Origin of the sequence: Thermomicrobium sp. CFH 73360 (assembly GCF_023806465.1) — a bacterium.
In the GTDB taxonomy this organism is placed as follows: domain Bacteria; phylum Chloroflexota; class Chloroflexia; order Thermomicrobiales; family Thermomicrobiaceae; genus Thermomicrobium.
This window is the reverse complement of sequence record NZ_JAMSLS010000002.1, coordinates 15,886-29,797: the sequence shown is the minus strand read 5'-3', so window position 1 is coordinate 29,797 and position 13,912 is coordinate 15,886. Positions and strand designations below refer to the sequence as shown.

15 protein-coding genes and 1 riboswitch are annotated in these 13,912 nt (G+C 59.7%); of the genes, 7 read left to right on the top strand and 8 right to left on the bottom strand.

The window, feature by feature from the left end; translation table 11 throughout:
* Window positions 1-12 precede the first annotated feature (12 nt).
* The 6 genes from NET03_RS03510 to thiS all read left to right on the top strand — a co-directional run bounded on the left by NET03_RS03510 (window position 13) and on the right by thiS (window position 4,689).
* Window positions 13-1,005, top strand: a complete 993-nt coding sequence (locus NET03_RS03510; RefSeq protein ID WP_252127513.1) for an ABC transporter permease — start codon at window positions 13-15, stop codon at window positions 1,003-1,005.
* Between the two features lie 337 nt (window positions 1,006-1,342).
* Window positions 1,343-1,451: riboswitch (TPP riboswitch) on the top strand.
* Between the two features lie 86 nt (window positions 1,452-1,537).
* Window positions 1,538-2,371 carry a bifunctional hydroxymethylpyrimidine kinase/phosphomethylpyrimidine kinase gene (thiD, locus tag NET03_RS03505; RefSeq protein WP_252127512.1) on the top strand — a complete coding sequence of 278 codons (834 nt, stop codon included), beginning with the start codon at window positions 1,538-1,540 and terminating at the stop codon, window positions 2,369-2,371.
* Window positions 2,371-3,186, top strand: a complete 816-nt coding sequence (locus NET03_RS03500; protein ID WP_353655781.1) for a thiazole synthase — start codon at window positions 2,371-2,373, stop codon at window positions 3,184-3,186. The genes thiD and NET03_RS03500 overlap by 1 nt, the downstream gene beginning before the upstream one ends.
* A gap of 3 nt (window positions 3,187-3,189) precedes the next feature.
* The gene (thiE, locus tag NET03_RS03495; RefSeq protein WP_252127511.1) at window positions 3,190-3,855 is read left to right on the top strand and encodes a thiamine phosphate synthase; all 666 of its coding nucleotides are present in this window, start codon (window positions 3,190-3,192) and stop codon (window positions 3,853-3,855) included.
* The gene (gene thiE / locus NET03_RS03490; protein WP_252127510.1) at window positions 3,852-4,547 is read left to right on the top strand and encodes a thiamine phosphate synthase; all 696 of its coding nucleotides are present in this window, start codon (window positions 3,852-3,854) and stop codon (window positions 4,545-4,547) included. The genes thiE (NET03_RS03495) and thiE (NET03_RS03490) overlap by 4 nt, the downstream gene beginning before the upstream one ends.
* Window positions 4,483-4,689, top strand: a complete 207-nt coding sequence (gene thiS, locus NET03_RS03485) for a sulfur carrier protein ThiS (RefSeq protein ID WP_252127509.1) — start codon at window positions 4,483-4,485, stop codon at window positions 4,687-4,689. Before thiE (NET03_RS03490) ends, thiS begins: the two co-directional genes overlap by 65 nt.
* A 69-nt stretch (window positions 4,690-4,758) precedes the next feature.
* On the opposite strand, the gene NET03_RS03480 is transcribed toward thiS, so the two are convergent.
* Both NET03_RS03480 and NET03_RS03475 read right to left on the bottom strand, forming a co-directional pair.
* Window positions 4,759-5,136 carry an MGMT family protein gene (locus NET03_RS03480; RefSeq protein WP_252127508.1) on the bottom strand — a complete coding sequence of 126 codons (378 nt, stop codon included), beginning with the start codon at window positions 5,134-5,136 and terminating at the stop codon, window positions 4,759-4,761.
* Window positions 5,137-5,140: 4 nt separating this feature from the next.
* Window positions 5,141-5,527 (bottom strand): DMT family transporter, encoded by a 387-nt coding sequence (locus NET03_RS03475; RefSeq protein ID WP_252127507.1) that lies wholly within the window; start codon window positions 5,525-5,527, stop codon window positions 5,141-5,143.
* A gap of 132 nt (window positions 5,528-5,659) precedes the next feature.
* Here NET03_RS03475 and secA point away from each other — a divergent pair, with 132 nt between their 5' ends.
* On the top strand, window positions 5,660-8,263 hold the full coding sequence (gene secA / locus NET03_RS03470; RefSeq protein ID WP_252127506.1) for a preprotein translocase subunit SecA: 2,604 nt from the start codon (window positions 5,660-5,662) through the stop codon (window positions 8,261-8,263).
* Between the two features lie 367 nt (window positions 8,264-8,630).
* Here the strand turns inward: secA and NET03_RS03465 are convergent, their stop codons facing one another.
* From NET03_RS03465 to NET03_RS03440, 6 genes are read right to left on the bottom strand one after another with little or no spacing between them, the layout of a single operon-like run.
* Window positions 8,631-9,149, bottom strand: coding sequence for a hydrogenase maturation protease (locus tag NET03_RS03465; RefSeq protein WP_252127505.1), 519 nt, complete (start codon window positions 9,147-9,149; stop codon window positions 8,631-8,633).
* Window positions 9,146-10,453 (bottom strand): Ni/Fe hydrogenase subunit alpha, encoded by a 1,308-nt coding sequence (locus NET03_RS03460; RefSeq protein WP_252127504.1) that lies wholly within the window; start codon window positions 10,451-10,453, stop codon window positions 9,146-9,148. The genes NET03_RS03465 and NET03_RS03460 overlap by 4 nt, the downstream gene beginning before the upstream one ends.
* Window positions 10,440-11,303: an NADH-quinone oxidoreductase subunit B family protein gene (locus tag NET03_RS03455; RefSeq protein ID WP_353655771.1), complete on the bottom strand. Its 864-nt coding sequence runs from the start codon at window positions 11,301-11,303 to the stop codon at window positions 10,440-10,442. The genes NET03_RS03460 and NET03_RS03455 overlap by 14 nt, the downstream gene beginning before the upstream one ends.
* Before the next feature lie 17 nt (window positions 11,304-11,320).
* On the bottom strand, window positions 11,321-12,181 hold the full coding sequence (locus NET03_RS03450) for an FAD/NAD(P)-binding protein (RefSeq protein ID WP_252127502.1): 861 nt from the start codon (window positions 12,179-12,181) through the stop codon (window positions 11,321-11,323).
* Window positions 12,181-12,654, bottom strand: coding sequence for a cyclic nucleotide-binding domain-containing protein (locus NET03_RS03445; RefSeq protein WP_252127501.1), 474 nt, complete (start codon window positions 12,652-12,654; stop codon window positions 12,181-12,183). The genes NET03_RS03450 and NET03_RS03445 overlap by 1 nt, the downstream gene beginning before the upstream one ends.
* On the bottom strand, window positions 12,651-13,781 hold the full coding sequence (locus NET03_RS03440; RefSeq protein WP_252127500.1) for a 4Fe-4S dicluster domain-containing protein: 1,131 nt from the start codon (window positions 13,779-13,781) through the stop codon (window positions 12,651-12,653). Before NET03_RS03440 ends, NET03_RS03445 begins: the two co-directional genes overlap by 4 nt.
* Window positions 13,782-13,912 lie beyond the last annotated feature (131 nt).

The following is a 13,912-nucleotide window of genomic DNA, read 5'->3' as shown; positions in this document are numbered from 1 at the left end:
GGGCGACGAGGTATGGCAGCGCCGACAACGACCATGCGAGCGCTGGATCGTGACCTAGAACTTCGGCGACCGCCCCGGAGCCTGTGGAGCGACGCCTGGCGACGCTTCCGCAAGAATCGTCTCGCCATCGCTGGGCTGGCCTATATTCTGTTCCTGGCCATCGTCGCTATCGCAGCACCAGTTATTGCCCCGCATAATCCTGTTCAGAGCGATGTCCAGCACGCTGGGGTCTTTCGCCAAGCCGCTTGGATCCATGACCCAAATCCGATGCGGACCGGCACCTGGGAGTATCCGCTGGGCACGGACTCGGTAGGACGCGATGTTTTTAGCCGCCTAGTGTACGGGACGCGCGTGTCCCTCGTTGTTGGTTTCGTACCAATGGTCTTTACCGTCTCGATCGGTATGCTCGTCGGCTTACTGGCTGGCTACGCGGGTGGGCGTGTGGATAACCTGCTCATGCGCTTTACCGATGTCGTCTATGCATTCCCTGATCTTCTGCTCTTCATCATCATGCAGGTGGCGTTTCAAGATGCCTGGATCGGGAAACTCCTGAATGGTCTTGTTCTCCTCTTCATCACGCTTTCGCTCGTCAGTTGGGTAACCGTCGCCCGGCTGGTCCGTGGCGAGGTCCTCGCGTTAAAGCAAAAGGAGTTCGTGGAGGCAGCGCGGGCAATCGGGGCCAGTGGAGCGAGTATTGTCGCCCGGCACATCGTTCCGAATACCCTGGGGCCGATCATCGTTGTCGCTGCCTATATCGTGCCCGGGGCCATCATCTCTGAGGCAATCCTGAGTTATCTCGGTATTGGCATCCGACCGACCGTTCAGCTCGATGCACCGTTTCCAACGAGCTGGGGAAGCATGATCTTGGAAGGATCGAAGGCCTGGGAGTCGCAGCCTTGGATGCTGATCGCTCCCACTTTGGCTGTTGCATCGATCACCCTAGCCTTCACGTTTGTTGGTGATGGCCTTCGGGACGCGTTCGATCCGCGGCAGGCGGAGCGCTAAGAGAGCCTGTCCTGAATTGAGTCGGCCAGGGTGGCAGGGGTGCCTCCCGGCTGACTTGGCCGGATCAGTCTCGAACGGTGCAAAGACCAGGTGGTTGAGTCACCTTGGGGCTCGTGCCTTTTGCTCCTGCTCCGTCAGCTCAAGGGCCAAGGTCAAGCGCGTTCAGAACCAGTCTAGTTGCCTCTGGAGTCACTCGGTCACCATCGGCTGAGAGCGTCGGTGAGATGCTCTCGTGTTTGCTGGTCCAAGTCAAGCGTGATGCAAGAACGATGGAAGGTGCTCTCGGGTTGAGGCTCGGGCAGTTGCAGGTGCGGGTGCCTCATGCTAGGCTTGGCCTGACGGGTGCCAGGGGTGCGCGGAAGCGCTGAGAGGTCGACAGACAGTCGGCCAACCCTCCGAACCTGATCTGGGTAATGCCAGCGCAGGGACGGCACCAATCCTCAGCTCTTCCTCCACCCGCCGCCCCGTTGGGACGGCGGATTCTGTTTCCGCCCCCTCGTCATGATGTTTCTCCAGTTGGCGGGAGGTGGCGATGCCGAAGGGTGTTCATGTTCCCAAGGCGCTCACGATCGCCGGTTCTGACTCTGGGGCCGGTGCAGGGATCCAAGCCGACCTCAAGACGTTTAGCGCACTTGGGGTCTATGGGTCTACCGTCATCACGGCGATCACCGCACAGAATACGGTCGGAGTCACGGCCGTCCATGAGATCCCAACCGAGATCATTGCAGCGCAGCTCGATGCCGTCATGGAAGACATCGGTGCGGACGCCGCCAAGACAGGGATGCTGAGTTCGGCGGCGATCATCGAGACAGTTGCAGCAGGCGTTCAGCGGCATCGCATCGAGCGGCTCGTCGTCGACCCGGTGATGGTGGCCAAGAGTGGTGATCGCCTGCTCCGGGAAGATGCAGTGGCTGCGCTGCGCCAAACACTCCTGCCACTGGCCTACATTGTGACGCCGAACGCGCCGGAAGCCGAAGTCCTGAGCGGGCGATCGGTGCGGAGCGAAGCCGAGATGCATGAGGCAGCCAGGATCATTCATGCCTTTGGCCCCCGTTACGTGGTACTCAAGGGTGGCCACGTCGATGGCGACGAGGTAGTCGATCTCCTCTTCGATGGGCGGACCTTTGAACGATTTGCGCTGCCACGGGTGTTGACGCCGCATACGCATGGTACTGGGTGTACCTTCTCAGCGGCTATCGCAGCCTTTCTGGCACGGGGATTCGATGTGGCGACAGCCGTGTGGGAGGCCAAACGCTACCTGCACCGTGCACTGGAGACAGCCTTTGCCATTGGGCAGGGGCGGTCACCGGTACACCACTTCCATGCCTGGTGGTCTCCCGTGGTGCAGGAGCAGGAGGTGCCATGATGGCGGAGATGATGGGACCGGCGCGGATGACGGTTGAGGACAAGCCCCTCAAGATCGCCGATCGTGAGTTTCGCTCGCGACTCATCCTCGGAACGGGGAAATGGCGCTCGAACGAGGAGATGCTGGCCGCGCTCGAGGCCTCTGGCTGTGAGATGGTCACTGTTGCGCTGCGGCGCATCGACTTCGACGATCCAAAGAGCCGGAGTATTTTGGAGGTCATCGATTGGACCAAATACCAGATTCTCCCCAATACCGCAGGCTGCCGGACGCCGGAGGAGGCGATTCGTGTGGCGCGGCTGGCTCGCGCCATGGGACTATCCAATTGGGTCAAACTCGAGGTGATCCCGGACCCAAAGTATCTTTTGCCCGACCCGATTGGCACGCTGGAGGCAGCGAAGGTCCTTGTACAGGAAGGGTTTGTCGTTTTGCCCTATATCAACCAGGATCCGGTCCTCGCCAAGCAGCTGGAGGAAGTCGGCTGTGCGACCGTGATGCCGTTGGCTTCCCCCATCGGCTCGGGGCAGGGATTACCAGACTTTCGTTGGTTGCAGATCATCGTGGAGCAAGCGAACGTTCCGGTAATCGTTGATGCGGGGATTGGGGCACCGTCTGATGCGGCATTGGCAATGGAGCTCGGGGCTGATGCCTGTCTCATCAACACGGCAATTGCCCAGGCCGGTGATCCCGTCAAGATGGCGCGGGCAATGCGTTTGGCAATCGAGGCGGGACGACTCTGCTATCTCGCCGGCCGGATCCCCAAGAAGCCATACGCCTCGGCGAGTTCGCCGCTCGAGGGTGTGGTGCGCAAGGAGTAGGTCATGGTGTCATGGCGTGGCACACGACTGCGTGATGCTTTACGACTCTACGTGATTACCGACCGAGCACTTGCGCGTGGGCGACCGGAAAGCGAGATTGCGCGCCAAGCGATTGCTGGCGGTGCAACAGCGATTCAGCTCCGCTGGAAATCCGGCCCGCTGAGCGAGGCCTTGCGCGTGGGGCGGGAACTGCGCGAACTCTGTAGCCGTGAGGGAGCGCTCTTCGTAGTCAACGACCGAGTCGACCTCGCGCTCGCCCTTGAGGCAGATGGCGTGCACGTCGGTGTCACTGATCTACCAGTCGCCGAGACGCGTCGCTTAGTCGGTGATCAACTCGTCGTCGGCTTCTCACCCGAGACCTTGGAGCAGGCGCTAGAGGCTGAGGCGGCTGGTGCTGACTACCTGGGTGTAGGGCCGGTCTATCCGACGGTGACGAAACCGGACGCAGGTCCAGCAGTTGGCCTTGCGCATGTCCAGCAGATCGTCGCGGCGGTCCGTATACCGGTCGTTGGAATCGGAGGCATCACGGCCGAGAACGCGGGTACGGTGATTCGAGCCGGTGCGGTCGGTGTGGCAGTGATTTCTGCAGTCGTGAGTGCTGATGATGTCCGTCTCGCTGCCGCGCAGTTGCGCAGGGTGGTCGACGAAGCGCTGGCGGAGCGACCATGAATCCCTGGACAGTACCCCGCCTTCATCTCATCACCGATCCGGTGGTTTGCCCCTTCGAGCAGCTCTGTGAGTGGTTACCCCGACTGCTCCAGGCTGGTGTGGATGCTGTCCACCTCCGGGCGCCGGGCGTTGCGGCTGGTGAGCTTCTGAAGGTGGCTGCAGAGCTCCGTCGTCTCATTGTGCCGCCGGCCGTCTTGCTCGTGAACGACCGTCTTGATCTCGCTCTTCTGTGTCAAGCTGACGGGGTGCATCTACCGGAGCAGGGATTACCGGTGTGGGCAGCGCGGGAGTTGCTTGGTCGGGGACGAGTCGTTGGCCGTTCGGTGCACAGTGTTGAGGCTGCGCGGGCAGCAGCCGCGGAGGGGTGTGATTACCTTCTCTACGGAAATGTGTACGAGACGGCGAGCAAGCCCGGCGCAGCTGCCCGTGGGCTTGATGCCTTGCGTGCGGTGGTGCATGCCACCCACGTCCCGATCGTCGCCATCGGTGGCATCACACCTGACCGTGTCCCGGCCGTTGTTAGGATGGGCGCGCACGGCGTTGCTGTCATCCGTGGAATCCTCGCAGCAGACGATCCGGTCGCAGCGGTGCGTGCGTACCGACGGGCGATGGACGAGGTGCGTGGCGATGGCAATTCGTGTGATCTTAAACGGGAAACCGGTCGAGCTGGACGGAGTGCGGACCATCGCTGAGTTCCTGCGGGCGCGTGGGGTTGACCCTCGGCTGGTCGCAGTCGAGCACAACGGTGAAATTGTCACGCGTGACGAGTACGAGCAGCGGGAGCTCCGTGACGGGGACACACTGGAAGTGGTGCATTTCGTCGGTGGCGGCTGAGGGAAACGGCGTGTCACGTTCGACAGCCATTGCGGCAAAGGCGACGGTTTCGCCGCGCAGTCGTGGAATTTACGACGCCATTTCCTCGGTGTCGATGGGGTCATCATCTGGCTCCCACAGGTGGCGTTCGAGATCAACGCGAAATTCCTCAATAAAAGTGACCCCCTCCTCTTCAAGCAGCGCGCGCATGACGGCTGGATGGCCCCAAGCCCACCCGCCCGTCAGCTCCCCATTGCGGTTGACGACCCGGTGGGCGACCGCGGCGACATCTGGTGGCGCGTGGTGCAGGAGCCAGCCGACCATCCGTGCGGATCGAGTTGTGCCAGCCGCACGTGCGATACGACCGTAGGTCGTTACTCGGCCTGGAGGAATGCGGCGGACGATCGCGTAAACCCGTTCCGCGAAAGAAGAGTCACGTTCGGTCGTCCGATGGTGACGTCTGGCCATCGTTTCAGATGCGGCCTCCGACGAGAAGGATGCCACTCACAATGAGCGCTGTCCCCAACCACACCCGAAGGGGGAGTGATTCGTGCAAAAGCACGCTTGCCGCGATGACCTGCACTCCGATGACAGAGAGTCCGGTCGTGATCGGGTAGGCGATCGAAAGCGGGAGATAGCGCAAGAGGACGGTGAGCGCAAGGACGGTGACGAAACCGGCGAGATTGCCGACGACCTGCCACACAAGAAAGGTAATCCAGCTGCTGCTCAGCGCAGCGAGCCGAAATGCGGCAGCCGCGACGATGTTGAATCCGAGATGCGTAGCGATGCCTATCACGATGAGTTCACTCCGATATGCGAAGGGCAGCCACCGATCAAGGACTGAACCGTTTCCCGGCATCTTCCTCTCCCCCTTTCCGCTCGTCCTCATCCTACCCATTCTGGTCGTCAGGCTGCCGGGGCGAGCGGTAGACTTGACCGGTACGGGTGCCAGGAATGCATCCGCGCCAGACTGACTTTGGGAGACGAGTCCATGCGGAACGTACTAAAGAAGATCTTGGGCGACCCGAACGAGCGCGAACTGAAGCGTTTGCGTCGGATCGTTGACGAAATCAACGCGCTCGAGCCTGAAATCCAGCAACTGAGTGACGCCGAACTCCGGGCGAAGACGGAGGAGTTTAAGGCACGTTTGGAAGATGGTGAGACGCTTGATGACATCCTGGTGGAGGCATTTGCAGTTGTGCGGGAGGCTGCACGACGCACATTGAACATGCGGCACTTTGACGTGCAGCTTATGGCCGGCATTGTCCTCCACGAAGGCAAGATCGCCGAGATGAAGACAGGCGAAGGGAAAACCCTCGTTGCAACCTTGCCGCTCTACTTAAACGCCTTGCTTGGTCGAGGCTGCCATCTGGTCACGCCGAACGACTATTTGTCTCGGGTCGGTGGTGGCTGGATGGGGCCGATCTATCATTCCCTCGGCCTTTCGGTCGGTGTGATCACGCACGAATTTGCCGGCATCTACGATCCGACCTATATGGCGCCCGATCCGAGCCCGGACGATCGTCTCAATCACTGGCGACCGGTCAGCCGCCGGGAAGCGTATCTTGCCGATATCACCTACGGGACAAACCACGAGTTTGGTTTCGACTATCTGCGGGACAACCTGGTCTATCGTCCCGAGGATATCGTGCAGCACGAGCTGTACTTTGCCATTGTCGACGAGGTTGACAATATCTTGATTGACGAGGCTCGTACGCCGCTGATCATCTCTGGACCGGCGCGCGACACGGTCGACCGCTACTACCAGTTCGCGCAAATTGCGCGGCAGCTGCGGCGTGACGTGCATTACGCGGTGGATTTGAAGCACCGGACGGTGACGTTAACGGAGGCAGGGATTGATCGGGTCGAGCGTCTGCTCGGCATCCCCGAGGGACATAGCCTCTATGACGATCGCTATTCTGACGCTGTCCACTTCTTGGAAACAGCGCTCAAGGCCAAGGAGCTCTACCTGCGTGACCGCGACTACATCGTGCGCGATGGTGAGGTGATCATCGTCGACGAATTCACGGGGCGCATGATGCCGGGTCGACGGTACAGCGAGGGGCTCCACCAGGCGATTGAGGCGAAAGAGGGACTGCGTGTCCGTCAGGAGACGGTGACCCAGGCGACGATCACCTATCAGAACTACTTCCGCATGTATGAGAAGTTGGCCGGAATGACTGGAACTGCGGCAACAGAAGCCGAGGAGTTCCAGACAATTTACAACCTCGAGGTGGTCGTTATTCCAACTCATAAGCCGATGATTCGTGTGGATCACCCGGACATCGTTTATCGCACGGAGGAAGGGAAGTTTCGGGCGGTTGTTCGTGAGATTAAGGAGCTGCACGCAATTGGGCGTCCGGTGCTCGTCGGTACAACGTCGATTGAGAAGAGCGAGTACCTGAGCCAGTTGCTGAAGCGTGAGGGGATTCCGCACGAGGTACTGAACGCGAAGCACCATGAGCGTGAGGCCCTGATTGTGGCGAAAGCCGGTCAACGTGGTGCGGTGACGATTGCGACCAACATGGCCGGTCGAGGAACTGACATCGTCCTTGGCCCCGGTGTGGCTGACCTGGGGGGGCTGCATGTTATTGGTACCGAGCGCCATGAAGCACGACGAATCGACAACCAGCTGCGAGGGCGTGCCGGGCGGCAGGGCGATCCCGGTTCAAGCCGGTTCTACGTCTCACTGGAAGATGAGTTGCTACGCCGTGTTGGGACCGATCGGATTGAGGGATTGCTCGAGAAACTGGGGATGGACGATGACCATCCCATTGAACATCCCTTGGTTAGCCGGATGATTGAGGAGGCACAGAAGAAGATTGAAGGCTACAACTTTGATTTGCGCAAGCACCTCGTCGAGTATGACAGTGTCATCAATAAGCATCGTGAGGTGATTTACGCCGATCGTCGGAAGATTGTCATGGGCGAGGACATGCGCGAGCATGTCCTTGGTATGGTGCGGCGGCAGATCGAAAAGGCGGTGAAGCAGGCGTTTGAGGCCACTGATGAACCGGACCCGGAGGATATCCTGCGCACGTTTGTGGGCATCGTTGGCGATGCGGACGGTCTCACGCCGCGCGAGTTGGAGAAGCGCGACGAGGACGAGCTTGTTGAGATGCTTTGGCAGCGGGCGCTTGCTCGGTATGAGCGCCGCGAGGCCGAGTTTGGCGCTGCTACGATGCGGACCATTGAGCGTCTCGTTCTACTCCAAGTGATGGATCGGCTGTGGATCGAGCATTTGACTGAAATGGAGCACATGCGACATGAAGTTGGTCTGCAAGCGTACGGCCAGCTCGATCCGCTGGTGGTCTATAAGCGTGAAGGCTACCGGATGTTCCAGCAGTTGCTGGAGAACATCGAGTACGACGTGGCACGCCTGATCTACCGTGTGCAGCTGGCTCCGGCCTTGACACGGCCGGTCATGCAGGTTGGCACGCCAAATCGGGGTGGCGATGGTGCGGGACCAGCGCGGAAGAAGCAGAAGGTCGGCCGAAACGATCCGTGCCCCTGCGGTTCGGGGAAGAAATATAAGCACTGCTGTTTGCTGAAAGAAACAGGGGTGATCACACCGAGTAGTTCTGTCCGGGGATAGCAGATTCTGAGAAAAGATAGGAGCATTCGTGTAAGTATTTCCCATATCCTTATTCCTGAAGTTCACAGAAGAAATCTGCCCTGCTGAGATGGCTACTGTGCGGAATAGAGAGATGGGTACTCGTGTCCGTCGGCATGCTCGCCGTCCAATGTCAACCATCCTGGGCGTGGAACGATCTGTTGCGTCGGTGAGCCCTCTTGATGCTCGAAGGCCGGTTTTGACAGGAAGAGCTGGTCGGGCAAAGAGCAGATCCTGTGAGGAGGACGGATTACTCGGCTGGCATCCGCGAGCAATGTCAGGACACTGGTAGCCGGTCACCACGACTTGTCGCGTGGGATAAGCAAACGAATTGCCTTTGCTGTGGTTGTTACCCTGTGTCGCACCATGTCTGTTCGCTGCCAGTACCGGGCGGCAGTGGCCGACCAATGTGCTGCGCAAGCCGCCAGAGGCGAGTCAACAGTTTTTGTGCGGCTAGCTCAACCTCCGGCGACAGGCCCTTGCCGAACTGAAACGAGTCACTAACGATCCCGTACAGCATGAGGCGTGGGGGAAGCTCTCCGAATGTCCTTGCGAGCTCGAGGATTTCCCAGAGATCGATGATATGCGTCGTTGCCGTTGGCACGCGAGTGGTTCGGCGTCGCCGGGCAAGGTTTAGCCGGAGAATGGTACCGACTGGATATGGTGCGATAACTGCGTCAACAAGATAGACCAAAGTGAAACCGTGCCAGAGAGAGAAGAAGAGCGTCGGGTCGCTCGATTCGAGTGCGACAGCCATGACTCCTGGCCAGTTGGCTGCGGCGATGTGTTCGGCCACCCAGATGCCCACACCGTCATCACCGCGCAGAGGGTTTCCCAGACCGATAACGAGCATCTTCTGGTTACTCACTCGTCTTCCTCGACAATGTTAAGGTGGAGAAAGTGTGTAGCGCAAGAAATACAAGGGTCGTAGTTTCGAATCGCGTGTTCGCAGAATTTTGTTGCACGATCTTTGGGGAGTTGGATCACGCGTGGCGCAAGGACTCGAAGATCGTCCTCGATGCGTTTCTGGTTCTGCGCGGTAGGTGGCACAATCCGTGCCTCCCTAATGTTTCCGTCTGCTCCAACCTCATAGCGATGATACAGGAGGCCACGCGGCGCTTCACTCGCTCCAAAGCCTATGCCGGGTCGTACCTCGTATTCGACCCAGGAGCGAGCAGGTGGCTCATAGCGCTCGATCAGTGCCAGGGACTGTTCAAGCGCATGAATAATCTCTAGGCAGCGAACAACGATGCTCCGAAAGGGATTCTGTAACGGTGGAACATGCCCCGTCTCATGAGCTACTTCCTGGGCAAGAGGGGAGAGTTGGGAGAAATTCAGATTGAAGCGAGCGAGCGGCCCAGTGAGGTAACTGCCACGTCCAGCAATTTCGTAGCGAAGGGCCGTCGAGTGCGGTACCTGGTGCTCCACAACAAGTTCCTCGAAACGACTCACCGGGAGATCAACTCCATAGCTTGAGACGACGTGACCATCCAGAATGGCGTATTCCGTCGGATGACGTAGAGCAACAAACTCGTACTTTGGCTCAAAATCAGGGAAGGGAAAGCGGGCGACCCACCGTGCCAGTGTGAGAGCGGTCTCCAACCCCCGCTGGAGTGGGTCGCGGAGCGCACGCAGGTGATCAGGCCGGGGCACAGTGTAGAATCCGCCGACGCGGACATTCACCGGGTGAATGTTTCGGCCGCCGATCAGGGCGAGGAGCTGGTTGCCCACATTCTTGAGCTGCAATGCCCGCTGGACAAGATCACGATTGGTCTGGGCCATTTGAACGACGCTGTCAACACCCAAGAAGTCAGGGGCATGCAACATGACCACGTGTAACGTATGGCTCTGGATCCACTCGGCGTAGTACAGGAGGAGCCGGAGCTGACGTATTTCCGGAGGAATGGTGATCCCAAACAGGCTCTCCAGAGCATTACAAGCACTCATCTGATAAGCCACCGGACAGATACCGCATATGCGGGCTGTGATATCGGGTGCGTCAGTGTGGGGGCGGCCGCGGAGCAAGGCTTCGAAGAAGCGAGGTGGCTCGTAGATCTGGAGACGAACGTCCATCGGCTTCCCGTCGCGCACCCGAATGAACAGTGCGCCTTCCCCTTCGACGCGCGCGAGTGCGCTGATGCGGATCGTGCGCTGCCGTTCATGGCTCACCATTAGCAGACTCCCGCTCGTTGACTGCCTGGGTCCACGGTGACTCGGTGGCCTGTTGAACTCCGATAGGATCCGCGGAACGTTGGCTTGCCTCCACGAACGCTGGTGCTGCTGCGTTGAAGGAGCGATAGAGCGGAACGAGCTGTTGCGGTGCGAGTCCTGATCGGACCAGGAACCAGGCGCTCAGGCTTTCTGTATTCGGTGACTCCATGGGACCAAAGCAACCGTAGCAGCCACGCCGGTAACGAGGGCAGAGTGCATCGCAACCGGTCCGCGTGACCGGACCGAGGCAGGGAATGCCCTCGGCGACCATCACACAGACGACGCCTTGTCGCTTGCAGTCAATGCAGACACTGTGTGTTGGGATCGAGGGTCGGCGTCCTTGGAGGAAGGCAGTGAGGAACTCCAGGACCTGCGCTTTGCTCGGTGGACAACCGGGGAGTTCAAAATCGACGGGGACGTACGCTGAGGCTGGGAGGGAGTGTTCGAGGGTCCGCACATACTCCGGAGACGCGTACACCACTCGCTTCATGTCCTCAACATCCGCGAAGTTGCGCACTGCTTGGATGCCCCCTGCAGTCGCGCAAGCACCCATGGCAACCAGAATGCGGCTTTGTCGCCGGATCGCATGGATCCGCTCGACCTCTTCCGGGGTCGTGATGCTTCCCTCAACGAGGGAAAGATCGTACGGCCCGCGAACGACGGCACTTGACGCCTCAAGAAAGTACGCGATCTCAAAGAGTTCACTCATGAGGAGAAGCTCGTCCTCACAGTCAAGCAGGGTCAGTTGGCAACCGTCGCAGCTGGCGAATTTCCAGACCGCCAATTTCGGTCTATGGCGTTGCCGAGGCACGGCTTCCTCCCCACCAATCAGAACTCGCGAATATCGCTGAAGGGTGCGAGACGACTATACGGCAGCACTGGGCCGTCTTTGCAGAGGAAGAACGGGCCCAACTGGCAGTGCCCACACAGCCCAATCGCGCATTGCATGTTCCGTTCCAATGAGAGGAAGATGTGTTCATCCGGAACGCCGTGCTTTTGGAGTTCACGTATCGTAAAGCGCATCATAATCTCTGGTCCACAGATCATCGCAATGGTGTTGGCGGGCTCAAAGAAGGCTGCTACCTGCCGAATCAGATTCGGAACGACCCCAACCTGTCCGCGCCAGTATTGGTCGGGGTGATCAACGGTCATACGGAGGACGAGATCTGGCCGTTGCTGCCAGCGGCTTAGGTCACGGCGGTACAGCAGATCGGTAGGGCTTCGCGCACCGTACAAAGCGATCACCTGACGGTAGCGCCAGCGTTCGCGGAGAATGGAAAGTAATGCGGAACGGAGAGGAGCAAAGCCAAGTCCGCCGGCAATCAAGAGAACGTCTTGTCCGTGGGCCAGTTGGAGCGGCCAGGACGTGCCAAATGGCCCTCGTACCCCGATGTAGTCTCCGGGTCGCAGGGCGACAAGGTGACGGGTCACCGAGCCGACTGCGCGGATCGTGTGCTCGAGTTCCCCAGGGCGGCGTGGCAAACCGCTCACCGAGATGGGCACTTCACCGACACCGATGACTGAGAGCATCATGAATTGTCCGGGCTGCGCGAGGAGGCGTACATTCCTCAGAGGGCGTAGACGCAGCGTCACTGTGTCCCGTGTTTCGCGGCGTCTGCTCATGACAACGAAAGGGAACGGGATGAAGGGATTCGTCGCTGCTGGAGTTGTGATTGCTGCTTTGACCATCAGCGCTCCCTTGGTGGTCCGTAGAGATCCAGCAACTGCAGACGAGCGGCTCTCAGACGTTCGGTGACAAGAAACAAGAGACGCTGAACAAGGCGCAGGCCCAAACAGCAGTCCTCGAGCAACAGCGCCCGAAGACGCTCGGCATCGAAGACCACTGCGGTCGTTCGTTCGAGGGCTCGAGCGTCAAACTCCCAACGGCTGGGAGCAAGCATCCACGACCAACCAACGGCACTTCCGCCTTCAACAGTCTGGAGCGGGCGTGGCCCGTGGCCGGGGACGAAGAGCTCGATTGAGACCAGACCCTGGACGATAAGGTAGAAGGCATCGGCTGGACGACCCTCTTGGATGAGATACTCGTCCGGCTGGTAGTGGGCCAGACGCGCCTGTTTCGCAAGACGGGCTCGCTGACTCTCGTCGAGGTCGGCCGTGAACGGGTGCACGGCGAGAAACTCTTCCAACTCCCGGTCGCTCATGGCCTCTCATCCTTGCGCGTCAGCCCGCTGATCGCAGCAGCCTCTTCCGTAATATCGATCCCGACAGGGCACCAGGTGATGCAGCGCCCGCAGCCGACACATCCAAAGGTGCCAAATTGTGTGACCCACGTTGCCAATTTGTGGGTAAGCCACTGTCGGTAACGCGAGCGTGCGCTCTGCCGTAACGACTTCCCTGCTGTGTAAGTGAAAGCGGTGGTGAAGCAGACATCCGCAGTGCGGACCCGCTCGATCACTGATCCAGTCAGATCGCTGCGGTCTTCGACAGAGAAACAGAAGCAGGTCGGACAAACCATCGTGCAGTTCCCGCAGGTGAGGCAGCGGGCTGCAACGTGGTCCCAGCGATGGTGCTCGAGATTGGCAAGGAGCGCTTCTGGGAGTCCACGGACTTCGAGCTGGCGTCCCATCCGTGCCGCAGTCTTATGAACGAGTCGAGTAGCCGTTTCCCAATCGCTTGCCGAAGCAGGACGGTGCGCAAGCTCGCGCAAGATCTCGGCCCCGCGCTCACTGCCGATCTCAACTAAGAAGCGGTGTGATCCAGGATCCAGAAGCTCAGTGAGGGCCAGGTCAAAGCCATTTTCAGCACGTGGTCCAGTGCCCATCGAAACGCAGAAACAGGTGCTGGGACTAAAGTTGGCACACTGCACAGTGACAATGAAGACATGGTCGCGCCGATCGCGATACGAGGGGTCGACATACGGTCCGTCACGCAAGACGCGGTCGAGAATGCCTATGGCCGCGAGATCACAGGGACGGACGCCGAGGAAGGCAAAGCGCGACGGTTCGGCATCGGTCAGCTCCACAATGACACCGTCGGGCGTTCGTCGCGCGCGCCACAGGGTGAACGGTGAAGGGTGAAGGAAGCGCTTCCAAGCGTACGGCCCAACGGCGTAACCGAAGTACGCTCCGTCGTCTCGGCGCCGCAGTCGGTATTCTCCCGCCTCTTGCTCATCTGTCCAGCCAACGGGGAGATCAGAGACCGTAGTCAGGTCGTCATAGATTATGGCCCCGTCACGGACAGTCGGTCCGATCACTCGATACTTGCGTGCTTGGAGCGCGGCCAGGAGGTTTGCGAGCTGGCTCGCTTCCACGACCACTGCCTCTGGCATCGCCGTTACCGTCCTTATGGCTGCGCGATCAATGCGAAGGTGTGGCAGCAGCCGGCTTCTGTTACGTGATGAGCCACTACCGGGTCGCTCCGCCCAATTATAGTGGGAGTTGTCTGTCTCCATATCGTCAT

Excerpts from the sequence above, each read along its gene's own strand:
- NET03_RS03510 (WP_252127513.1), top strand. The coding sequence starts at position 13 with ATGGCAGCGCCGACAACGACCATGCGAGCGCTGGATCGTGACCTAGAA.
- thiD (WP_252127512.1), top strand. The coding sequence starts at position 1,538 with ATGCCGAAGGGTGTTCATGTTCCCAAGGCGCTCACGATCGCCGGTTCT.
- NET03_RS03500 (WP_353655781.1), top strand. The coding sequence starts at position 2,371 with ATGGCGGAGATGATGGGACCGGCGCGGATGACGGTTGAGGACAAGCCC.
- thiE (WP_252127511.1), top strand. The coding sequence starts at position 3,190 with ATGGTGTCATGGCGTGGCACACGACTGCGTGATGCTTTACGACTCTAC.
- thiE (WP_252127510.1), top strand. The coding sequence starts at position 3,852 with ATGAATCCCTGGACAGTACCCCGCCTTCATCTCATCACCGATCCGGTG.
- thiS (WP_252127509.1), top strand. The coding sequence starts at position 4,483 with ATGGCAATTCGTGTGATCTTAAACGGGAAACCGGTCGAGCTGGACGGA.
- NET03_RS03480 (WP_252127508.1), bottom strand. The coding sequence starts at position 5,136 with ATGGCCAGACGTCACCATCGGACGACCGAACGTGACTCTTCTTTCGCG.
- NET03_RS03475 (WP_252127507.1), bottom strand. The coding sequence starts at position 5,527 with ATGCCGGGAAACGGTTCAGTCCTTGATCGGTGGCTGCCCTTCGCATAT.
- secA (WP_252127506.1), top strand. The coding sequence starts at position 5,660 with ATGCGGAACGTACTAAAGAAGATCTTGGGCGACCCGAACGAGCGCGAA.
- NET03_RS03460 (WP_252127504.1), bottom strand. The coding sequence starts at position 10,453 with ATGGTGAGCCATGAACGGCAGCGCACGATCCGCATCAGCGCACTCGCG.
- NET03_RS03450 (WP_252127502.1), bottom strand. The coding sequence starts at position 12,181 with ATGGTCAAAGCAGCAATCACAACTCCAGCAGCGACGAATCCCTTCATC.
- NET03_RS03445 (WP_252127501.1), bottom strand. The coding sequence starts at position 12,654 with ATGAGCGACCGGGAGTTGGAAGAGTTTCTCGCCGTGCACCCGTTCACG.
- NET03_RS03440 (WP_252127500.1), bottom strand. The coding sequence starts at position 13,781 with ATGCCAGAGGCAGTGGTCGTGGAAGCGAGCCAGCTCGCAAACCTCCTG.